Source organism: Desulfomonilaceae bacterium, from assembly GCA_041662605.1.
GTDB lineage: Bacteria > Desulfobacterota > Desulfomonilia > Desulfomonilales > Desulfomonilaceae > CAJBEZ01.
In genome coordinates this window covers 1-15,758 of the sequence record JBAZSD010000026.1, presented here as the reverse complement: position 1 = coordinate 15,758, position 15,758 = coordinate 1, and the positions used below count along the sequence as shown (strand labels likewise).

Genomic DNA, 15,758 nt, shown 5'->3' with positions numbered 1-15,758 from the left:
ATGCCCAAGATTCTGATTGTGGACGATGAAGAAGGCATAAGAATGCTGTATTCCATGGAACTTCAGGATGAAGGATACGACGTGATCACCTTACCTGATGGAAACGGACTATTAGAGGTCATAGAAAAAGAGGATCCCGACTGCGTCATCATGGACATTAAAATGAAAGAATTCAGCGGTTTGGATCTGTTGCAACAGGTGAGAAAACGCCATTATAATCTACCGGTTATTCTGAATTCTGCATATTCCAGTTTCAAAGTTGATTTGAAGAGTGTAGCGGCTGATTACTATGTCGTAAAAAGCTCGGACTTGACTGAGCTAAAAGAGAAATTAAGATTAGCGCTAGAGAGTAGAATTCCGTGAGCCGTATGTCGGTAAACCACTTCATCTCATGGCATTTGCAGCCGATTAGCCGTTGATTTCTCTCGGGAGTTCAGTTTGACGCTTATTCTGATGCAAAATGTGACCAAGATATATCAAACAGGAGCAGTTTCGCTGGTCGCATTAGATGACATAAATTTATCCATAGATTCTGGCGAGTTCTTGTCTATCATGGGGCCATCCGGTTCCGGAAAATCTACATTGATGAACATTCTTGGCTGTCTGGATGTCCCAACTGGAGGAGGGTATTTTCTTGACGGAGAAAACGTGTCCTCTCTCGACAGAAACCAACAGGCGGATTTACGGAATAGAAAAATAGGATTTGTTTTTCAGGGTTTTAATTTACTCCCACGGGTCAGCGCAATGCGCAATGTGGAATTGCCTTTAATTTATAGTGGATCAGGATCATCGTTGCGAACCCAATGCGCTCTGCAAGCATTGCGATTGGTTGGCCTGGGAGACAGAGCGGAACATTTGCCAACTCAACTGTCAGGAGGACAGCAGCAAAGGGTAGCAATAGCGAGGGCGCTGGTAAATGATCCTGAAATTATTTTAGCGGATGAACCTACCGGTAACCTGGACAGCAAGACGAGCGCCGAAATAATTTCCGTTTTCAGACAGCTTAACCAAGAACATAAAATCACTTTTATCATGGTAACTCATGATCCAGAAGTCGCCGAATTGACTGATAGGGTAATTCACATCCGTGACGGTAGAATCGCTGGAGATTTGACTCGAACCTAAAAGTTAGAGAGGGGATTCGTAATGGAAAATGGATTTGCCACCCCTGAAGTGTCACCTATCTTATCTAATGGGGCTAGGGGTTCAAACGCCCTTTATTCCACCGATCCGGCCGATTTCAGGTACATGAGTGTCAATGTTCCCTGTCAATCGGCCTGCCCGGCCTTGACAAACATCCCCGCTTATATACGCGCCCTCTACGAGAGCAAGTATGAATTGTCTTATGAAATAAACAGGATGGTAAATTTATTTCCTGGCGTTTTAGGCAGAATCTGTTCGCGGCCTTGCGAACTAAAATGCCGACATGGGGAGTCCGAATTAGGACAGCCTGTGAATATCTGTCACATAAAGAGGGCAGCGTCAGATCTTAGGGCCGCCGGTCACGCTTACCTGACGCCCAGGTTCGCTCCGATCGGCAAGAGAGTATGTATAGTAGGGTCCGGTCCCGCAGGCATGGCGGCCGCCCACGATCTGGCCATAATGGGGTTCGACGTGTTGGTCTATGAAGCTTGTGAAGAACCTGGCGGAATGCTCAGGTATGGAATCCCTGATTTCAGGCTACCACCGGATATCTTGAACGACGAAATCCGAAACATTTTGCGATTAGGCGTATCTCTAAAAACTTCGGTCAGAGTAGGGACAGACATAAAGTTTGAATCGCTCCTGAATGATTTTGACGCTGTTCTTGTGGCTACTGGTTGTTACGGCCCGATCAAGCTGGAAGTCCCTGGAGAGGAGTTATACGGGGTTTACCCTGGTCTTGAATTCGTGATGGATATCGCTTCGGGACGGAAAACGACGGTGGGAGAAAAAGTTATTGTGATCGGCGCGGGTTTCACAGCTTTTGACTGTTCCAGGCTTGCGCTCAGATCGGGAGCCAAAGATGTTTCCATCTGTATTCGCGGATTTGAAGAGGATCTTCGCGTCACAAGTGATGAAATCCTGGAGGCTAAAAGGGAGGGTATAAAGATAAGGTCACTGGTCGTCTCAAAACGTGTAGTTGGGTCTGAAAAGGTCCAGGGAATTGAGTTCCTGAGAACTCGACCTTCAGAAAGAGCCCCAGGCGAACGCCGGAAGGTTGAACCAATACCCGGGAGCGAGTTTATTCTGGAAGCGGACTCAATCATAGTAGCGATAGGACAGGCTTCCGAGACATTTAACGGCCCTGGCGCAAAGACTGACAAAGGGGTTCTTTTAGCCAATAGTAAAACGTTTCAATCCTCATTACCAAATCTGTACGTTACCGGCGACTACCTTACAGGACCAACTACCGTAATTGAATCAATAGCAAACGGACGAAGAGCTTCGGAAAAAATCGCGGAAGACCTGACCGGAAAAAAATTCAAGGAATGGGCTGTTAGAATTCAGGATGCGCAAATCACTGACAGGGAACGAGTTTGGGATTTCATTCCCAGAACCGAAATACCGACACTGTTACCAGTGAAGGATCGTTTACAGGATGACGGGACTGTAGAGGTGGAAACCGGTTATTCCGCCAAACAAGCTTATGAAGAATCTAAACGATGCTATTTATGCTACCTTCATTATGAAATCGATGTGTCAAAGTGCATTTATTGTAGATATTGCATAGACAATGCGCCACGGGACTGTATCAAGCTTGCAAAACAAATCACTACGGATGAAGTCGGAGCCGTAAAAAATATAGTCGAAACAACCAAATGGTCTGAAGTAAACGCCATAGTTATCGATAACTCCAGGTGCATCCGTTGTGGAGAGTGCGTGAGAGTTTGCCCGGTTGATTGTATTTCCGTTTCTCGGGTTGAGCTTTTGGAACGACCTCTCGTGTAGGAGTCAGAAGTATGAGCGTACAGCGTTTTGTAATTATTGGAAACGGTCCGGCCGCAAACAGCGCTGCCGACAGTCTTCGCGCAAAATCCCCTGAATGCAAAATCACCCTGCTCAGCAAAGATCCGTTTCGGAGTTACCTACCCCATCTGTTACCTGATTTCATAGCCGGAGAAATTAAAGAAAATGATTTGTACTTCAGGCCCTATTCCTATTACAAGGACAGGGACATCGTCCTGCGTCTTGGTCAGCGGGCAGTAAATGTCGATTTCTCAAAACGTAATGTTGTGCTTGAATACAAAGAATTGATTCCGTTTGATGGACTTATTGTGGCTACAGGAGGGAAACCTCGTATTCCTGAACGATTCCAATTGTTCGAAGACCTTATGCTCACTCTGAAAACACCTCAGGAAGCCAAAAAGTGGATCCAGATACTTGAAAGCGCAGAGAGCGTTCTGATTTTTGGTGGTGACTTGACTTCACTCAGTTTTACCAACGCCCTTTTGAAATTGGGAAAAAGAGTGCGGTTCATACTTAACGAAGACGCCTTCTGGCCTGCGCCTCTGGATGAAGCTCTATATAACCAGTTAACGGACTGTCTTGAGAAACGAGGGGTAGAAATTGTTCACTGTGGAAAAATAAGGCGATTGACTAGATTGCGGGAGGATCTTCTGGAAGTTGAGACAGATAAAAAAGCCTTACAAACCGGTGTAATCGGCGCGTTTTTTGGGTTAGTTCCAGATGTGGGTTTTCTGGTTAAGACCGGGCTAGACATTGATCGCGGAGTTCTGGTTGATGAGTATTTGAAAACAAGGTTTGCGGACGTTTTTGCGGCTGGGGACTGCGCCCAGGTTTATCATCCCGTGTTGAAGGATTACTGGGTCTCGATTGGTTATGAGAATGCGGCGTCCCTTGGTGGGACAGCGGCTCTCAACTTGCTGGGCTCTCGAATGGAAGTTGCGGTTGAACTCGCTAGTCTTCTGGACGTCGGGGGCATCAAAGTAAACACATCCTGGTGGACGGAGTTCTAAGATGTCCGAAGTCGACTTTACGGTTGAAGTCTGCGGTATGGCGGGAGATGGAACTATCGCCGCTGGTGGCCTGATCAATGAGGCAATGTCTCTTGGAGGTTTCTCGGTTCTGGGTTTTGACTCTTACCCGGCTGAAATTAGGGGTTTCGGGCGTTGCGTAACAAAATCCAGAATTGGGTCAACTGATATTGTGGCTTTAGGAGAGCAGACGCATGCTTTGATCTCTCTAAATGATGAGCAATCCAGATCGAGGGCCGTATTTCTGGATGATCACGCTCTTGTTTTCTTTGACAGTAATCCCCCTTCGTACGTGTCGGAAGAAAAATCGTTGCTTTCCACACTCTCCAACAACGTTGAAGTATTCGGACTACCCTTCGGTGATTTGGCTGTAGCCAGTGGCGCCGCTCGGAGCAAAAACCTCGTGGCGCTTGGGGGATTCGCCGCGGTCACGGGTATTGATCCAAGTCTTTTCCGACAAGTAATTCTCAAAAAGTTTAAGGCCAAGGGAGATCGAATTGTAGACATTAACATCAAGAGTTTTGACGCGGGTTATGATTATGCGCTTGAAAAATTCCATGACAGGCTCAAAAATTGGTTCGCTAAATCTGGGACTCAATACGATTCCGACAAGGTGATGATGTCCGGAAATCAGGCAATAGGCATGGCGGCTATCGAAGCCGGTTTGAAGCTGTATTTCGGATATCCGATCACGCCCGCTACTCCAATCATGGAATACCTTGCAAAATGGCTGCCTGAAAAAGGGGGACGCGTCGTTCAGATGGAAGACGAGATTTCCTCCATTGGAGCGGTGCTTGGGAGCTTTTACGCCGGCGAGCGAGCCATGACGGCTACCAGTGGACCGGGATTCGCTCTGATGACTGAATTAATAACCCACGGAGTGATGGCTGAAATCCCTGCGGTCATAATTGACGCTCAACGAGCTGGCCCTGCCACAGGGCTCCCAACGAAAACCGAACAGTCGGACCTCCACGCCGCTGTTTTTGGCGGACCTGGCGATTCCGCCAGAATCGTTATCGCTCCAACCAACGTGGAGGAATGTTATTATATGGTTCTAAAATCCTTCCAGTTAGCTGAAAAATACCAGACACCTGTCATTGTCTTGACAGATTTTTTTCTCGATAACAGGGTCGAAAATTTGCATACACCGAGGGCTTCCGACGAGCTTAGAGCTTGCTGGAATGTTTTCCCGGACGAGTCTCCAGGAAACCGTTATCTTCGTTATGAGGACACTTCATCCGGAATTTCTCCCAGGGCAATTCCGGGCATGCAAGGATATAATTATACAGCGACCGGTCTGGAGCATACCGAGAGTGGATCTCCGGATTATTCTTCAGAAATCCATACAAAAATGACGGAAAAACGTCATCGAAAAATTCGAAACGCTTTGGAAGATCTTCAACAGCCTACCGAATTTTTTTCAAGCGATCAATTGGATGTCGGAGTCATCGGTTGGGGATCAACTTTCGGTTCAGTACTAGAGGCTGTCGCAAAGTCCAAAAAAAACGGGTTTAGGGTCGGAGCCCTCAAGATTACGTCGATATTCCCTTATCATTCAGACATCATTAAAGCTTTTATGGCTAAATCAGGATTCGTTTTGATACCGGAACTGAACTATGAGGGTCAATTGGCCAACCTGTTAGAGCGCCTTAATTCAAAGCCGGTGGAGCGCTTGAATTTGGTCACAGCGACGCCAATTCCACCATCTGCGATCCAAAAAAGGATTGAAGAGCTACTGGAGGTAGGAGCCTGATGAAAACACCAGCCAAGATTTTAGCTGCGCAGGTGAGTCGAATTGAAGAGTCAGGAAGATTTTACCCCCGGTCTGAAGCTCTACCTACATGGTGCCCAGGTTGCGGCTACTTCGGAATCCATCAGGGTATAGTCGACTGTATATCCAGTTTGGGCTTGCCTCTACACGAGATCGTGACTGTTTCCGGAATAGGCTGCGCAGGCCGCTATCCTTTCTTTTCAAAGACTTATGGGCTCCACACTGTTCATGGCAGAACTCTCCCTGCCGCAACCGGCATAAAGCTGGCGAAACCAGGACTGACAGTTTTCGCAATCGGAGGCGATGGAGATGGCTTAGCTATAGGAGGCGGGCATTTGCCACATATCGCCAGAAGGAATATAGACGTAAATTATGTTCTTTTTGATAATTCCATATACGGGCTGACCAAAGGACAACCCTCCCCCACTTCGCCTTTAGGCTCCAAGACCAAAGCCAGTCCATATGGAACGGTGGACCAACCTTTGAACGCAACCCTTATGGCTCTGACCTATGGGGCCTCTTTTGTAGCGCGTCTGTTCGCAGGCGATCCTAAGGGCATTACAGACGCCCTCATTCAAGGGGTACAGAACCCAGGCTTTTCAGTTTTTCACGTTTACACTAGTTGCGTTACCTTTGATAAAACCTTCAAGACCTGGACAAATCTCAAGAAATGGGTTCATCCTTTACCTGCCGGCTATGATCCTACGGATATTCACGTCGCGTTTGATCAAGTTTTGAAGGACGACTTTAGTATGGGAATCATTTACAGAAGAAAAAATTAACTAATTGGTTCATATTTTAAACATATCTAACTCATATAATATGTATTTATATCAATAGCAATGTGATGTCATTTCCCCAATGATTTTAGAGTTCAACCTAATCATTTCGCGTTTTTTGCGCGATGCCCCTCGGTTCAGTCCTTAAATCGCGCTTTGAGCAACCAATCATGCCCCCAACTATCATAATAGACGCGAAATAAAATCGAATAAGCTAAAAATATTTTGACGTTGAGATCAATAATTTCTTGACTAGGCGCGAATGGAGTGATAGGAGCCCTCAACGAGGGATTGAACGCTTCCCGGACTACGGTCGAGCGCTCTAAATAGGTGCGCATTGGCTGGGCCCAGTTGGAAATGATTTGATTTCCTTTTTCTCGGGATTTCTAAAATAACAAATTTTTCGATTTTTGGGTTAAGTTAAAGGAGTTAGACATGCCTCAATGCTCGTCCCGCGCCCTCGCTGAGAACCTAACCGAAGTATCTGATTTTAACGGGAATTACAAATACTTAAAGAAGCTCTTGCAAGATTTGAAAGGCGAAAACAGCGATTCCATCAAAAAGGAATTGTTCGGAGATGCGGAGCCTGACAAACCTATCACCAAAAAGGACATGAAACAGCTTTTTAAGTGTTTGAGAAAAATTGAGGGCCATTATGAGGAATTATCCAATCCCCCTATTCCCAAGGAGCTGGAGAAATCCATACGAAAACGTTCAGAATCGGATTGGCTGCCTTGGGAGCAGGAGGCAATTCAGAAAATTGATGTCTGGCGGAACGAATTTGATGATAAGAAAAACAGGGTCCGAAGCTTGCTCGAATCTACCCTGGACAAAGTGAGGCGAGGAGAAAAGCTTTAGAGGGAGATCCGAACGATAGTCTGATGGGGAATCGGGACGAATACGGGAAAGCGCCGTCTATCTCTTTGTGAAATAAGCATTTGACAATGTTTTGTGTGATCCTATTTAAATGCTATAATTCCTGAAAGCTTTGATGTTGGGGCCCTTACGAGGGCCATTTTTCACAACTGGAAACATTGATGGGCCGGCAGAATTTAACTGTCCGGCCTTTTTTGACCGTAAATTTCACAGCAATTTTACGTACGAGTTAACATGGCCATCTAACTTGACTCACATCTATATAATGGTTAGTTTTTTTGGTGTACAAGATCGGCGCCTATTTCAGTAGGTTAACATCATTCAAGCTGTTCTTGCAGGACTTCTCATGAAACAAAAATCTCGGAACATTCTGGTAGCAGGGGAGGCGGGCCAAGGATTGGTAACACTTTCTCAAATCCTTACCAAGGCTCTGGTTAGGGCCGGCTACTACCTTGTCGTCACACAGAGCTACCAATCTCGCATTAGGGGTGGACACAACTCTTATGCTTTGAGGGTGTCTGATCAGGAGATCATCGCTCCCATAGAGACCGTTGATCTTCTTATTGCCTTGGACCAGAAATCAATTGACATCCACATGGGTGAACTTGCTCCAAGTGGCCTGGTTGTCGTTGATGAAAATATCTCCAGCAAAGATCACGACCGCATATTGAGGGCCCCGTTCTCAAAACTTGCCGATAATAAATTTAGTAATAGTGTGGCCCTAGGTATGGTTTCCGCTCTTTTGGGCTTGAAGGAAAATGAGACAAACGAAACTTTGAGAAGTTTTTTCGATAAACATGGGGCTGACGCCACGGAGCATAATATGGTCTCCTGTTCCGCAGGGTTTGATTGGGTCATGCGGCGAGGAGTTGATTTTCCAAAGCTTGCGCCGCCCAATCTTCAAAAGGACAGGCTCACTCTAAATGGAAATGAAGCTACTGCTCTAGGGGCAATTGCGGCTGGAATGAAATTCTTCTGTTTCTATCCAATGTCACCAGCCACATCAATAGCGACTGCGCTTGCGGAACACTCAGCGGAGATTGAAATCGCTCTGGAGCAGGCCGAAGATGAGATATCCGCCATAAACATGGCGATTGGAGCGTCGTTTTCGGGGGCGCCTAGCATGGTGGCAACTTCTGGAGGCGGATTCGCCTTAATGACCGAGGCTGTCAGTCTTTCGGGAATGACTGAAACTCCCGTGGTAATCGTGGTAGCGCAAAGGCCTGGACCGTCAACCGGTTTACCAACAAGGACAGAGCAGGCAGATCTAGAATTCGTATTACATGGTGGTCACGGGGAATTCCCCCGGGCTATTTTTGCCCCTGGAAATGTGGAACAGGCTTTCCACCTTACAAGATCAGCCTTCGAGGTGGCCAACAGATACAACACACCGGTTTTTATCCTGACGGACCAGTTCCTCGCCGATTCCTACCGTTCGGTTCAGTGTTTCGATCTCGCCAGTGTCAACCCAATCGATCCATGCGCAAATTCCAGTGCGGAGACTGATCCCCACCTGACGTATTTTCTAACCGAATCAGGCGTTTCACCTAGGAGTTTCCCCGGAATGACCACTAATTGCGTTAGAGCAAGCAGTTCTCAGGAACTCGTGGTCGCTGATAGTGACGAACACACTCAGGACGGCCATCTGACAGAAGATTTCTTAATAAGGATTTCAATGGTTGAGAAACGATTGAGAAAGTTTCAGGGAATTAAGTCTGAATGCGTCCCTCCGGATTACATTGGCGATTCAGAACCTGATTTACTGTTTATTTGTTGGGGATCGTCTCGAGGCTCAACGATTGAGGCTGCTGAGCAACTGAAAACAGAGGCGACAAGAGTTGGTGTACTACATTTCTCACAGGTCTGGCCTCTTGTACCGGAAACTTTTGTGAAGAAGATCACCTCTGCAAAGAAAACTATCGCTGTCGAGAGTAATGCCACGGCGCAATTCGCTCGGCTCATAAGGAGAGAAACTGGAATTGAAATTGGCGCCTCGATCCTTCGGTATGATGGCTTGCCCATAACGCCGGAATACATTGTTGCGCGAATCTGAACGTGAGGGATCAAACAAGATGGTAACTCTAGCTGAATATGGCGAATATGAAACTGCCTGGTGCCCCGGCTGCGGAAATCACTCCATCCTGAAAGCGATGAAACAGGCGCTTGTAGCCCTAAAACTGGAGCCTCACCAAGTTCTGTTTGTTTCAGGAATCGGGCAGGCGGCCAAGGCTCCGCATTACCTGAACGCTAATGTGTTTAACGGGTTACATGGTCGATCACTGCCAGTGGCTACTGGGGCCAAGATCTGTAATCCTGAACTGACGGTAATTGCAGAAAGTGGCGATGGTTGCAGTTATGGTGAAGGTGGAAACCATTTCCTGGCCGCAATCCGTAGAAACCCTAACATTACCATGGTTGTGCACAACAACCAGGTTTACGGATTAACAAAAGGTCAAGCCAGTCCAACATCAGAAACAGGTTTTGTGACTAAGAACCAACCGAAAGGGGCTTTTTCTGAACCGTTTAACCCAGTCGAGATTGCAGTGGCCATGAATGCCGGTTTTGTCGCGCGAGGGTTCTCCGGAAGAATCGACCATCTTGCCGGCCTCATTCAGGAAGCGATCAAACACAAAGGATTTTCTCTCTTGGATGTTCTTCAACCTTGTGTATCCTTCAACAAGGTCAATACGTTTGGATGGTACGATCAGCGCTGTTACAACCTGCCGGATGACTACGACAGTTCCAATCGGCAAGAGGCGCTTATTAGAGCGGAGGAATGGGGGGAACGGATTCCAGTCGGGGTTTTATATCGTAATCAAAGGCCGGTATATGAGGAAAATTTCCCTTTCGTAATGAATGGTCCTGCCGCCAAAACCAAGGTTGATATGCGCAAGGTTTCCGGAATTCTTGACCTTTACCGTTAGGCTTACAGTAAAGGCATCGGATATGATGTCAGAAATTATGAACGAATTCAAACAACGGGGATGACTCGGCGCTAGATTATAAAGAAGACGGACGATGATCCTGTCTCCTTTATAACCCGGCTTGAAACTCTGGCGCCAATTGAAGAAATTAACGTTTAGAAAACTGGAAGCTCGCTCTGGCCGATCGTTTGCCGTATTTTTTTCGCTCTTTCACTCTGGAATCCCTTGTGAGGAAACCTGCGCTCTTCAACATGGTCCTGTAAGCCAAATCTACCGCCAAAAGAGCCTTACTGATTCCGTGCTTTATTGCGCCGGCTTGACCGGACAATCCGCCTCCATAGACAGTGACAGTAACATCAAAACGACCGGCTGTTTGAGTCAATTCAAAAGGCTGCATTATGACCATTCTTGAAGTGGGTCTTCCAAAATAGTTTTCTACAGGCCTTTCATTTACAACAAGCTTACCGGAACCCGGTTTCAATAGAACTCTAGCTATTGCGTTTTTTCTTTTTCCGGTAGCATAAAAAGATTCTTGAGACATCTACGACTCCATGCTAAAAGTTGTAGGTTTGCGGCTGCTGAGCCTCATGGGGGTGAGTGTCCGAAGCGTAAATTTTAAGCTTCGCCAGTTGCGCTCGACCGAGGGTATTCTTCGGGAGCATACCTCTAACAGCCAGTCGAAACATCTTCTCAGGTTTCTGTTTGAGCAATGTTTCCGCTTTGATAGACTTCAATCCACCAGGATAATTGCTGTGACTATAATATGTTTTTTGCGTCAGTTTCTTACCCGTAAGTTTAACCTTGTCGGCATTGACAATTATGACGAAGTCACCGCTATCCATGTGGGTCGCAAACTGGGGCTTATTCTTACCACGCAATATTCTGGCGCATTCTACCGCGACTCGCCCCAAGACCTTGTCCTTGGCGTCAATTACAAACCATTTTCGTTCAACTTCCCCTTTTTTTGGGGTCCACGTTTTCATGTGACACCTCTCTGTAACTATAAACAATGATTTGTACTATTGGGTTATGAATTTGTCAAGCGATTTAGCGCCAAGATGTCATTGTTGAGTCTATCACAGGCTGAAGCATAATTCACCCAATAGCAATCTCTCACTTCTCCAGAATTTCATTTCTCAAGGTAAGGCGGCCCAAACTGTATCGGTTTCCATATGAAGCTTCAGGTATTACATGAACCACATAATTGTTCAATTCCGCCGATTCTAGAATTAATTTCTCCAGCGCTGGATTCTTGTTGTCGAGGAAAATGAAACCTGGCTTACCCTTTTTCATTAGCTCAACGATCTGTTTTCGCGTGTTTGGCCACGCAACTTCCTCGGGCGCCCCAGACCGAAGCGTCTCGACTGTAGGTAAACCAGTCAAATAACGAATAATCCTAGGATTCATGGTCAGGATGGACTGCCCGTTCGAGTTCGCCTTTAGCCAACGCGCAGCCACAAAAAAAGGCTTGTCCCGGTTTGATTCGGCTCCTCCTGACTCTACAGCCGATCGTGCCCCAGCGATGGTAACAATATTTTGTCCAACATTTGTGACCAACAGTACACAAGAAACAATGACTAGAACCCGCCTAGGCGCAAACCAATCAGCGCGCTTGTCCCCCAACTTGGAACTCAAAAGCCTGAAAATGATGACAATTCCCTGAAATAAAAAAAGCAGTAAACCCGGAATTAACAATAAAAGGTATCTGCTCCCCGCCGAGCTTAGCGCTAATCCTCCGTATTGCACGGCCGTCAGATAAGTGAACAGTCTTTCTCCGCGTCTCCACGAAGAAACGAATCCAACAAGCGCTAACAAGACGATAATGATTTCCAGGAATCCGGTCCTTATTGTAACCCCGGCCAGCGCAGTAGCCGTTTCAGGGATATATTCCCAGACAGCCCCCAGAATTACGGCGCACTGAGTGCCTATCCCCCGCCCCGTAACAGCGTCAATGTATGCTCCTTCGTTATAGGACACAGGATAACCCATCTTGTGCAAGCACCACAATGATGGGACAAGAAAAGCCATAACGACAAAAACAATGACTGCTCCGATTCTCTTCATGAAAGTCTGCGCCGTCCACGGAGAAAACAGAAACAGACCTGATGAAACCGGCAATCCCCATCCATTGATTCTAACAAGAGCTGGAATTCCTGTAAGCAAAGATCCGAACATCATCGATCCCCAGGAATGAAAGCCTCTTTCCTGCTTACTGGCCCAAATGAGCGCTAGCAAAGCCACACAGGTGAATAACGTGTCTGATGTAGTAAAGGTGGAATTAACCAATAGTGTGTTGCTAACAGCGAACAGGCCCCCTATGATCAAGGCCAAGTCTGGCCCAAGTAATCTTAAAACCAACATGTATCCTAAACACCCCGTTACAATGCCAAGCAGTGACATCATCACGCGGTAAACCAGGAAACTGGGGCCGAACAATTTTGCAGCTATAGAAACCAGAAAGGGATAACCAGGGGGAACATAAGTGTGCCATTCCCCGTTGAATTTGTAACCGGCCCCTTTCGCCACAGATTCTCCGAGTTCCAGGTACAATGCGCTGTCGGGGGAAGTTTTCCATGAGCTATTAATTATGGTTAAGAAACAAATTGCTACAAGGAGAGCTAAGACTAGTTCTTTTTTGATCGAGCTTATACCGCGCGCTGCTTCGACTAATTCTGGAAAGTATTTGAAATAAGGATACTTCAATCTTGAGTCCCATATTAAAATATAATTAGATATATGATATCAACATATTAGTAACCTTAGCTATTGCATTATTGAAATATACATAAAGCCTATTATTATCTGTTGATCATTTTTAATCTGATAAAAACATCATTAGTATATAAAAATCCACTGAATTATGTTGACAGCAAATTTTGAATGGTGTTTAACACAAATGCGGGTTCTGGGTGAAACCACACGATTATGAAGCCGCTGATAAAGAGAGACCTCTAAAAGCACGAAAACGGCATCTAAATGGCCGTTCGCGTGTGTTCCACTGGGATGGAATTATAATGAAAAAGAAGCGCTTCTCTCTTATCACAAGAAAAATGTCTGTCAACAAAAAAATACCTGTTACCCAGCTTCCGAATTAGTGGGCTAGGCCTTTTCCGCGTTCTTTTGAATCCTTTCTCCCTCTCTGGTCACCACTTCTTTGTCCCTCGAATTCCAGCCTTCGTCATTGAATGCTTAGTAATTCGTTCAAATTGACGCCGAATTTCTTCGTCAAATACAAGTTGAGGAATTCCATTATTGTAGGCTTAAATGGCTGTCGGACCAGTGACATTCCAGCTTGTCTTGGGGTCCTCCCACCCTTCTTAACATTGCAGATTCTGCAGCAAGCCACTACATTGTTCCAGCGGTTTTCTCCCCCTTGAACTTTAGGAATAATATGATCTACGGTCAACTCATTGGAAGCAAAATAATGACCACAATACTGGCAGGTGAAAACATCCCGAACCAGGACATTTTTTCTGGAAAATGGGACCTCTCTACGATACATCTGTCGAATGAATTTGAGGAGCCTGATTACGGCAGGAATCCGAAAAGTCCTTGAAACAGTCCTGACTACACTGTCGGATTCTTTTATTACTTCCACCTTTCCACTAAACATTAATGTCATGGCTCGTCGCCAAGAGACCAGCCCCATAAACTCATAGCCCGCGTTAAGTACGACTACCGCCTCCATGGATGACATTTCTTGCAAGCCTCGTATTGGTCGGAAACCGTAAATATATTCTTATTTTTTCGTGTACTCTTTTACAAATTGGGGGCGAGGAGTGTCAAGAGCAAACTCCGCCCTCTTTTGTGTAGGTCTGGCATATGAATCTGAAGCTTCTCAAATCATGAGGACTTCAGCCTGATCTTGTGCCCAATCAGGTCTATTTCCAGTAACTCGGCTTCAACAGATAGTTTTTCGCCGAATATACTTCTCAGCGTTACCTTCCCAGATTCAGGAATTAAAGAACCCACACTTTCCATAACCAGCTCTTCTTTGCCATCGCGCAATAAGTAAGCGTTTGACTCGCACATTGTTTATAACCTCCATACAGGGCGTCTATCCATAATCATCCCCATAACTTTATCGCGTCTGTAGGACACTTCTTCTCACATTCCAGGCAGGATATGCATTCCTCAGGGGCTCCCTCAAACACCCCGTGCTTGGAAACGCCATGCGTTGTTTCCATGGGACACACTTTGTTACAAACACCACAATCTGTGCAATCTTTGTTCCGCTGGGGAAACACAGCGGCGAAGCGGTTGAACGGGGCAAGGATGGCGCCTAAAGGACACAGCGTTTTGCAAAAGAAACGGGGATGCCCCATTGCCGCAACTACTATGGCGAACAATATCGCAAGTCTAACACTCAGCGAAATCACATCAGTAGTCCCGTTGATAATCGCCCACGGGATTGCGGACTCAATGGTCGCCACAGGGCATAGCCTACAGAAATAAGCCGGAAAAGCCGGTGTAAGAAAAAAGGGAACAGCCACGACCAAGCCCGCGAATACACCGTACTTGATAAAACGTGTCCAACGAGGAATGTCGAATTTTATATAAGGAATCTTGTATAAAAGGTCTTGAGCCAGGCCAAACGGGCACACCCAGCCACAGAATAATCGACCAACCGTCAAACCGGCGAGGGCCACTATTCCTACCACACTCAGGGGAATCAGTCCCAGACCCACAAATTGGCCGATGATTCCTATCGGACAGGCAAATATCGCGGTCGGACAGGAATGACAGTTAAGGACGGGGAAACAAACTGTTTGCCATTGAAATACACCAAGATTCAGTAAAGCCAGACAGGCTAGTTGAACTTTGAGCCTGATTTTTCCCACGAACAATTCTCCAGAAATTTGTTTTTTTGAGCTGCCTGCTGAACGTCCACGACGTTCCTGTTCAGATTCAGGTTGGACACGGAATACGGCCTTTTAGCATGCGCAGGTCAGGATAGCTTGAAATCAATTTTCCATCTTTGTAGCGTTTTATGCCTTCGAATGTCATAGCCCTCACTACCTCAGGTTCGGTGAACCACTGGGATTCGGGTTTAAAATCTTGAGAAGCGCTTTCATATCCCGGAATCTTTATTGTGATGCCCACGTTTTTCAGTTTGTCGAATTTTTCCAGGTTGTCGTAAACTAAAAATTTCCGGAAAAACCCCCCATACACCGTCATGAAAAGGCTTATAACTATGAGACATAATAATAGCGTTTTTCGTATCACGGGCTTTCCCTACGTCAAACTTCTTTAGACTAAAGATAACTAAGCACGCGTTCCTACCTGTGTCAACAGGATGCAAATACCAAAATCCACCACGCGATTTTGGCGGGGAGTGATTCTCGGCTTTTTCACGACCGTTGGAGGGCTAGCCTTGGTTTTTCGTCGGGTCGACAGACCCAAGACTCAACTTTTTAAGGGTCTGTATCCT

At 46.2% G+C, this 15,758-nt stretch carries 16 protein-coding genes; 9 read left to right on the top strand and 7 right to left on the bottom strand.

Features of this window, described 5'->3' with window-relative positions; all coding sequences use genetic code 11:
• From WC647_16285 to WC647_16245, 9 genes are all read left to right on the top strand, one after another.
• Positions 1 to 363: a response regulator gene (locus tag WC647_16285; GenBank protein MFA6223865.1), complete on the top strand. Its 363-nt coding sequence runs from the start codon at positions 1 to 3 to the stop codon at positions 361 to 363.
• A gap of 75 nt (positions 364 to 438) precedes the next feature.
• A complete protein-coding gene (locus WC647_16280) occupies positions 439 to 1,125 on the top strand; it encodes an ABC transporter ATP-binding protein (GenBank protein MFA6223864.1) in 687 nt (228 codons plus the stop codon).
• Positions 1,126 to 1,146: 21 nt separating this feature from the next.
• Positions 1,147 to 2,931, top strand: a complete 1,785-nt coding sequence (locus tag WC647_16275; protein ID MFA6223863.1) for an FAD-dependent oxidoreductase — start codon at positions 1,147 to 1,149, stop codon at positions 2,929 to 2,931.
• A gap of 11 nt (positions 2,932 to 2,942) precedes the next feature.
• Positions 2,943 to 3,959 carry an FAD/NAD(P)-binding oxidoreductase gene (locus WC647_16270; protein ID MFA6223862.1) on the top strand — a complete coding sequence of 339 codons (1,017 nt, stop codon included), beginning with the start codon at positions 2,943 to 2,945 and terminating at the stop codon, positions 3,957 to 3,959.
• A 1-nt stretch (position 3,960) separates the two neighbouring features.
• Complete coding sequence (locus WC647_16265; protein MFA6223861.1) at positions 3,961 to 5,730, top strand: 2-oxoacid:acceptor oxidoreductase subunit alpha; 1,770 nt, start codon at positions 3,961 to 3,963, stop codon at positions 5,728 to 5,730.
• Entirely contained in the window at positions 5,730 to 6,530 is an 801-nt protein-coding gene (locus WC647_16260; protein ID MFA6223860.1) for a thiamine pyrophosphate-dependent enzyme, read from the top strand. Before WC647_16265 ends, WC647_16260 begins: the two co-directional genes overlap by 1 nt.
• A gap of 432 nt (positions 6,531 to 6,962) precedes the next feature.
• The gene (locus WC647_16255; protein MFA6223859.1) at positions 6,963 to 7,385 is read left to right on the top strand and encodes a hypothetical protein; all 423 of its coding nucleotides are present in this window, start codon (positions 6,963 to 6,965) and stop codon (positions 7,383 to 7,385) included.
• Between the two features lie 364 nt (positions 7,386 to 7,749).
• The gene (locus WC647_16250; GenBank protein ID MFA6223858.1) at positions 7,750 to 9,456 is read left to right on the top strand and encodes a 2-oxoacid:acceptor oxidoreductase subunit alpha; all 1,707 of its coding nucleotides are present in this window, start codon (positions 7,750 to 7,752) and stop codon (positions 9,454 to 9,456) included.
• Between the two features lie 19 nt (positions 9,457 to 9,475).
• Entirely contained in the window at positions 9,476 to 10,327 is an 852-nt protein-coding gene (locus WC647_16245) for a 2-oxoacid:ferredoxin oxidoreductase subunit beta (GenBank protein ID MFA6223857.1), read from the top strand.
• 148 nt (positions 10,328 to 10,475) lie between these two features.
• Here WC647_16245 and rpsI read toward each other — a convergent pair whose 3' ends face one another.
• The 7 genes from rpsI to WC647_16210 all read right to left on the bottom strand — a co-directional run bounded on the left by rpsI (position 10,476) and on the right by WC647_16210 (position 15,553).
• Entirely contained in the window at positions 10,476 to 10,868 is a 393-nt protein-coding gene (gene rpsI / locus WC647_16240) for a 30S ribosomal protein S9 (protein ID MFA6223856.1), read from the bottom strand.
• Between the two features lie 13 nt (positions 10,869 to 10,881).
• The gene (gene rplM, locus WC647_16235) at positions 10,882 to 11,310 is read right to left on the bottom strand and encodes a 50S ribosomal protein L13 (GenBank protein ID MFA6223855.1); all 429 of its coding nucleotides are present in this window, start codon (positions 11,308 to 11,310) and stop codon (positions 10,882 to 10,884) included.
• Between the two features lie 130 nt (positions 11,311 to 11,440).
• Positions 11,441 to 13,030: a glycosyltransferase family 39 protein gene (locus WC647_16230; protein ID MFA6223854.1), complete on the bottom strand. Its 1,590-nt coding sequence runs from the start codon at positions 13,028 to 13,030 to the stop codon at positions 11,441 to 11,443.
• A gap of 475 nt (positions 13,031 to 13,505) precedes the next feature.
• Positions 13,506 to 14,024 carry an HNH endonuclease gene (locus WC647_16225; protein MFA6223853.1) on the bottom strand — a complete coding sequence of 173 codons (519 nt, stop codon included), beginning with the start codon at positions 14,022 to 14,024 and terminating at the stop codon, positions 13,506 to 13,508.
• Between the two features lie 146 nt (positions 14,025 to 14,170).
• Entirely contained in the window at positions 14,171 to 14,359 is a 189-nt protein-coding gene (locus WC647_16220; protein MFA6223852.1) for a CooT family nickel-binding protein, read from the bottom strand.
• Positions 14,360 to 14,394: 35 nt separating this feature from the next.
• Complete coding sequence (locus WC647_16215; GenBank protein MFA6223851.1) at positions 14,395 to 15,168, bottom strand: 4Fe-4S binding protein; 774 nt, start codon at positions 15,166 to 15,168, stop codon at positions 14,395 to 14,397.
• Positions 15,169 to 15,235: 67 nt separating this feature from the next.
• The gene (locus WC647_16210; protein MFA6223850.1) at positions 15,236 to 15,553 is read right to left on the bottom strand and encodes a hypothetical protein; all 318 of its coding nucleotides are present in this window, start codon (positions 15,551 to 15,553) and stop codon (positions 15,236 to 15,238) included.
• Between the last annotated feature and the right edge of the window lie 205 nt (positions 15,554 to 15,758).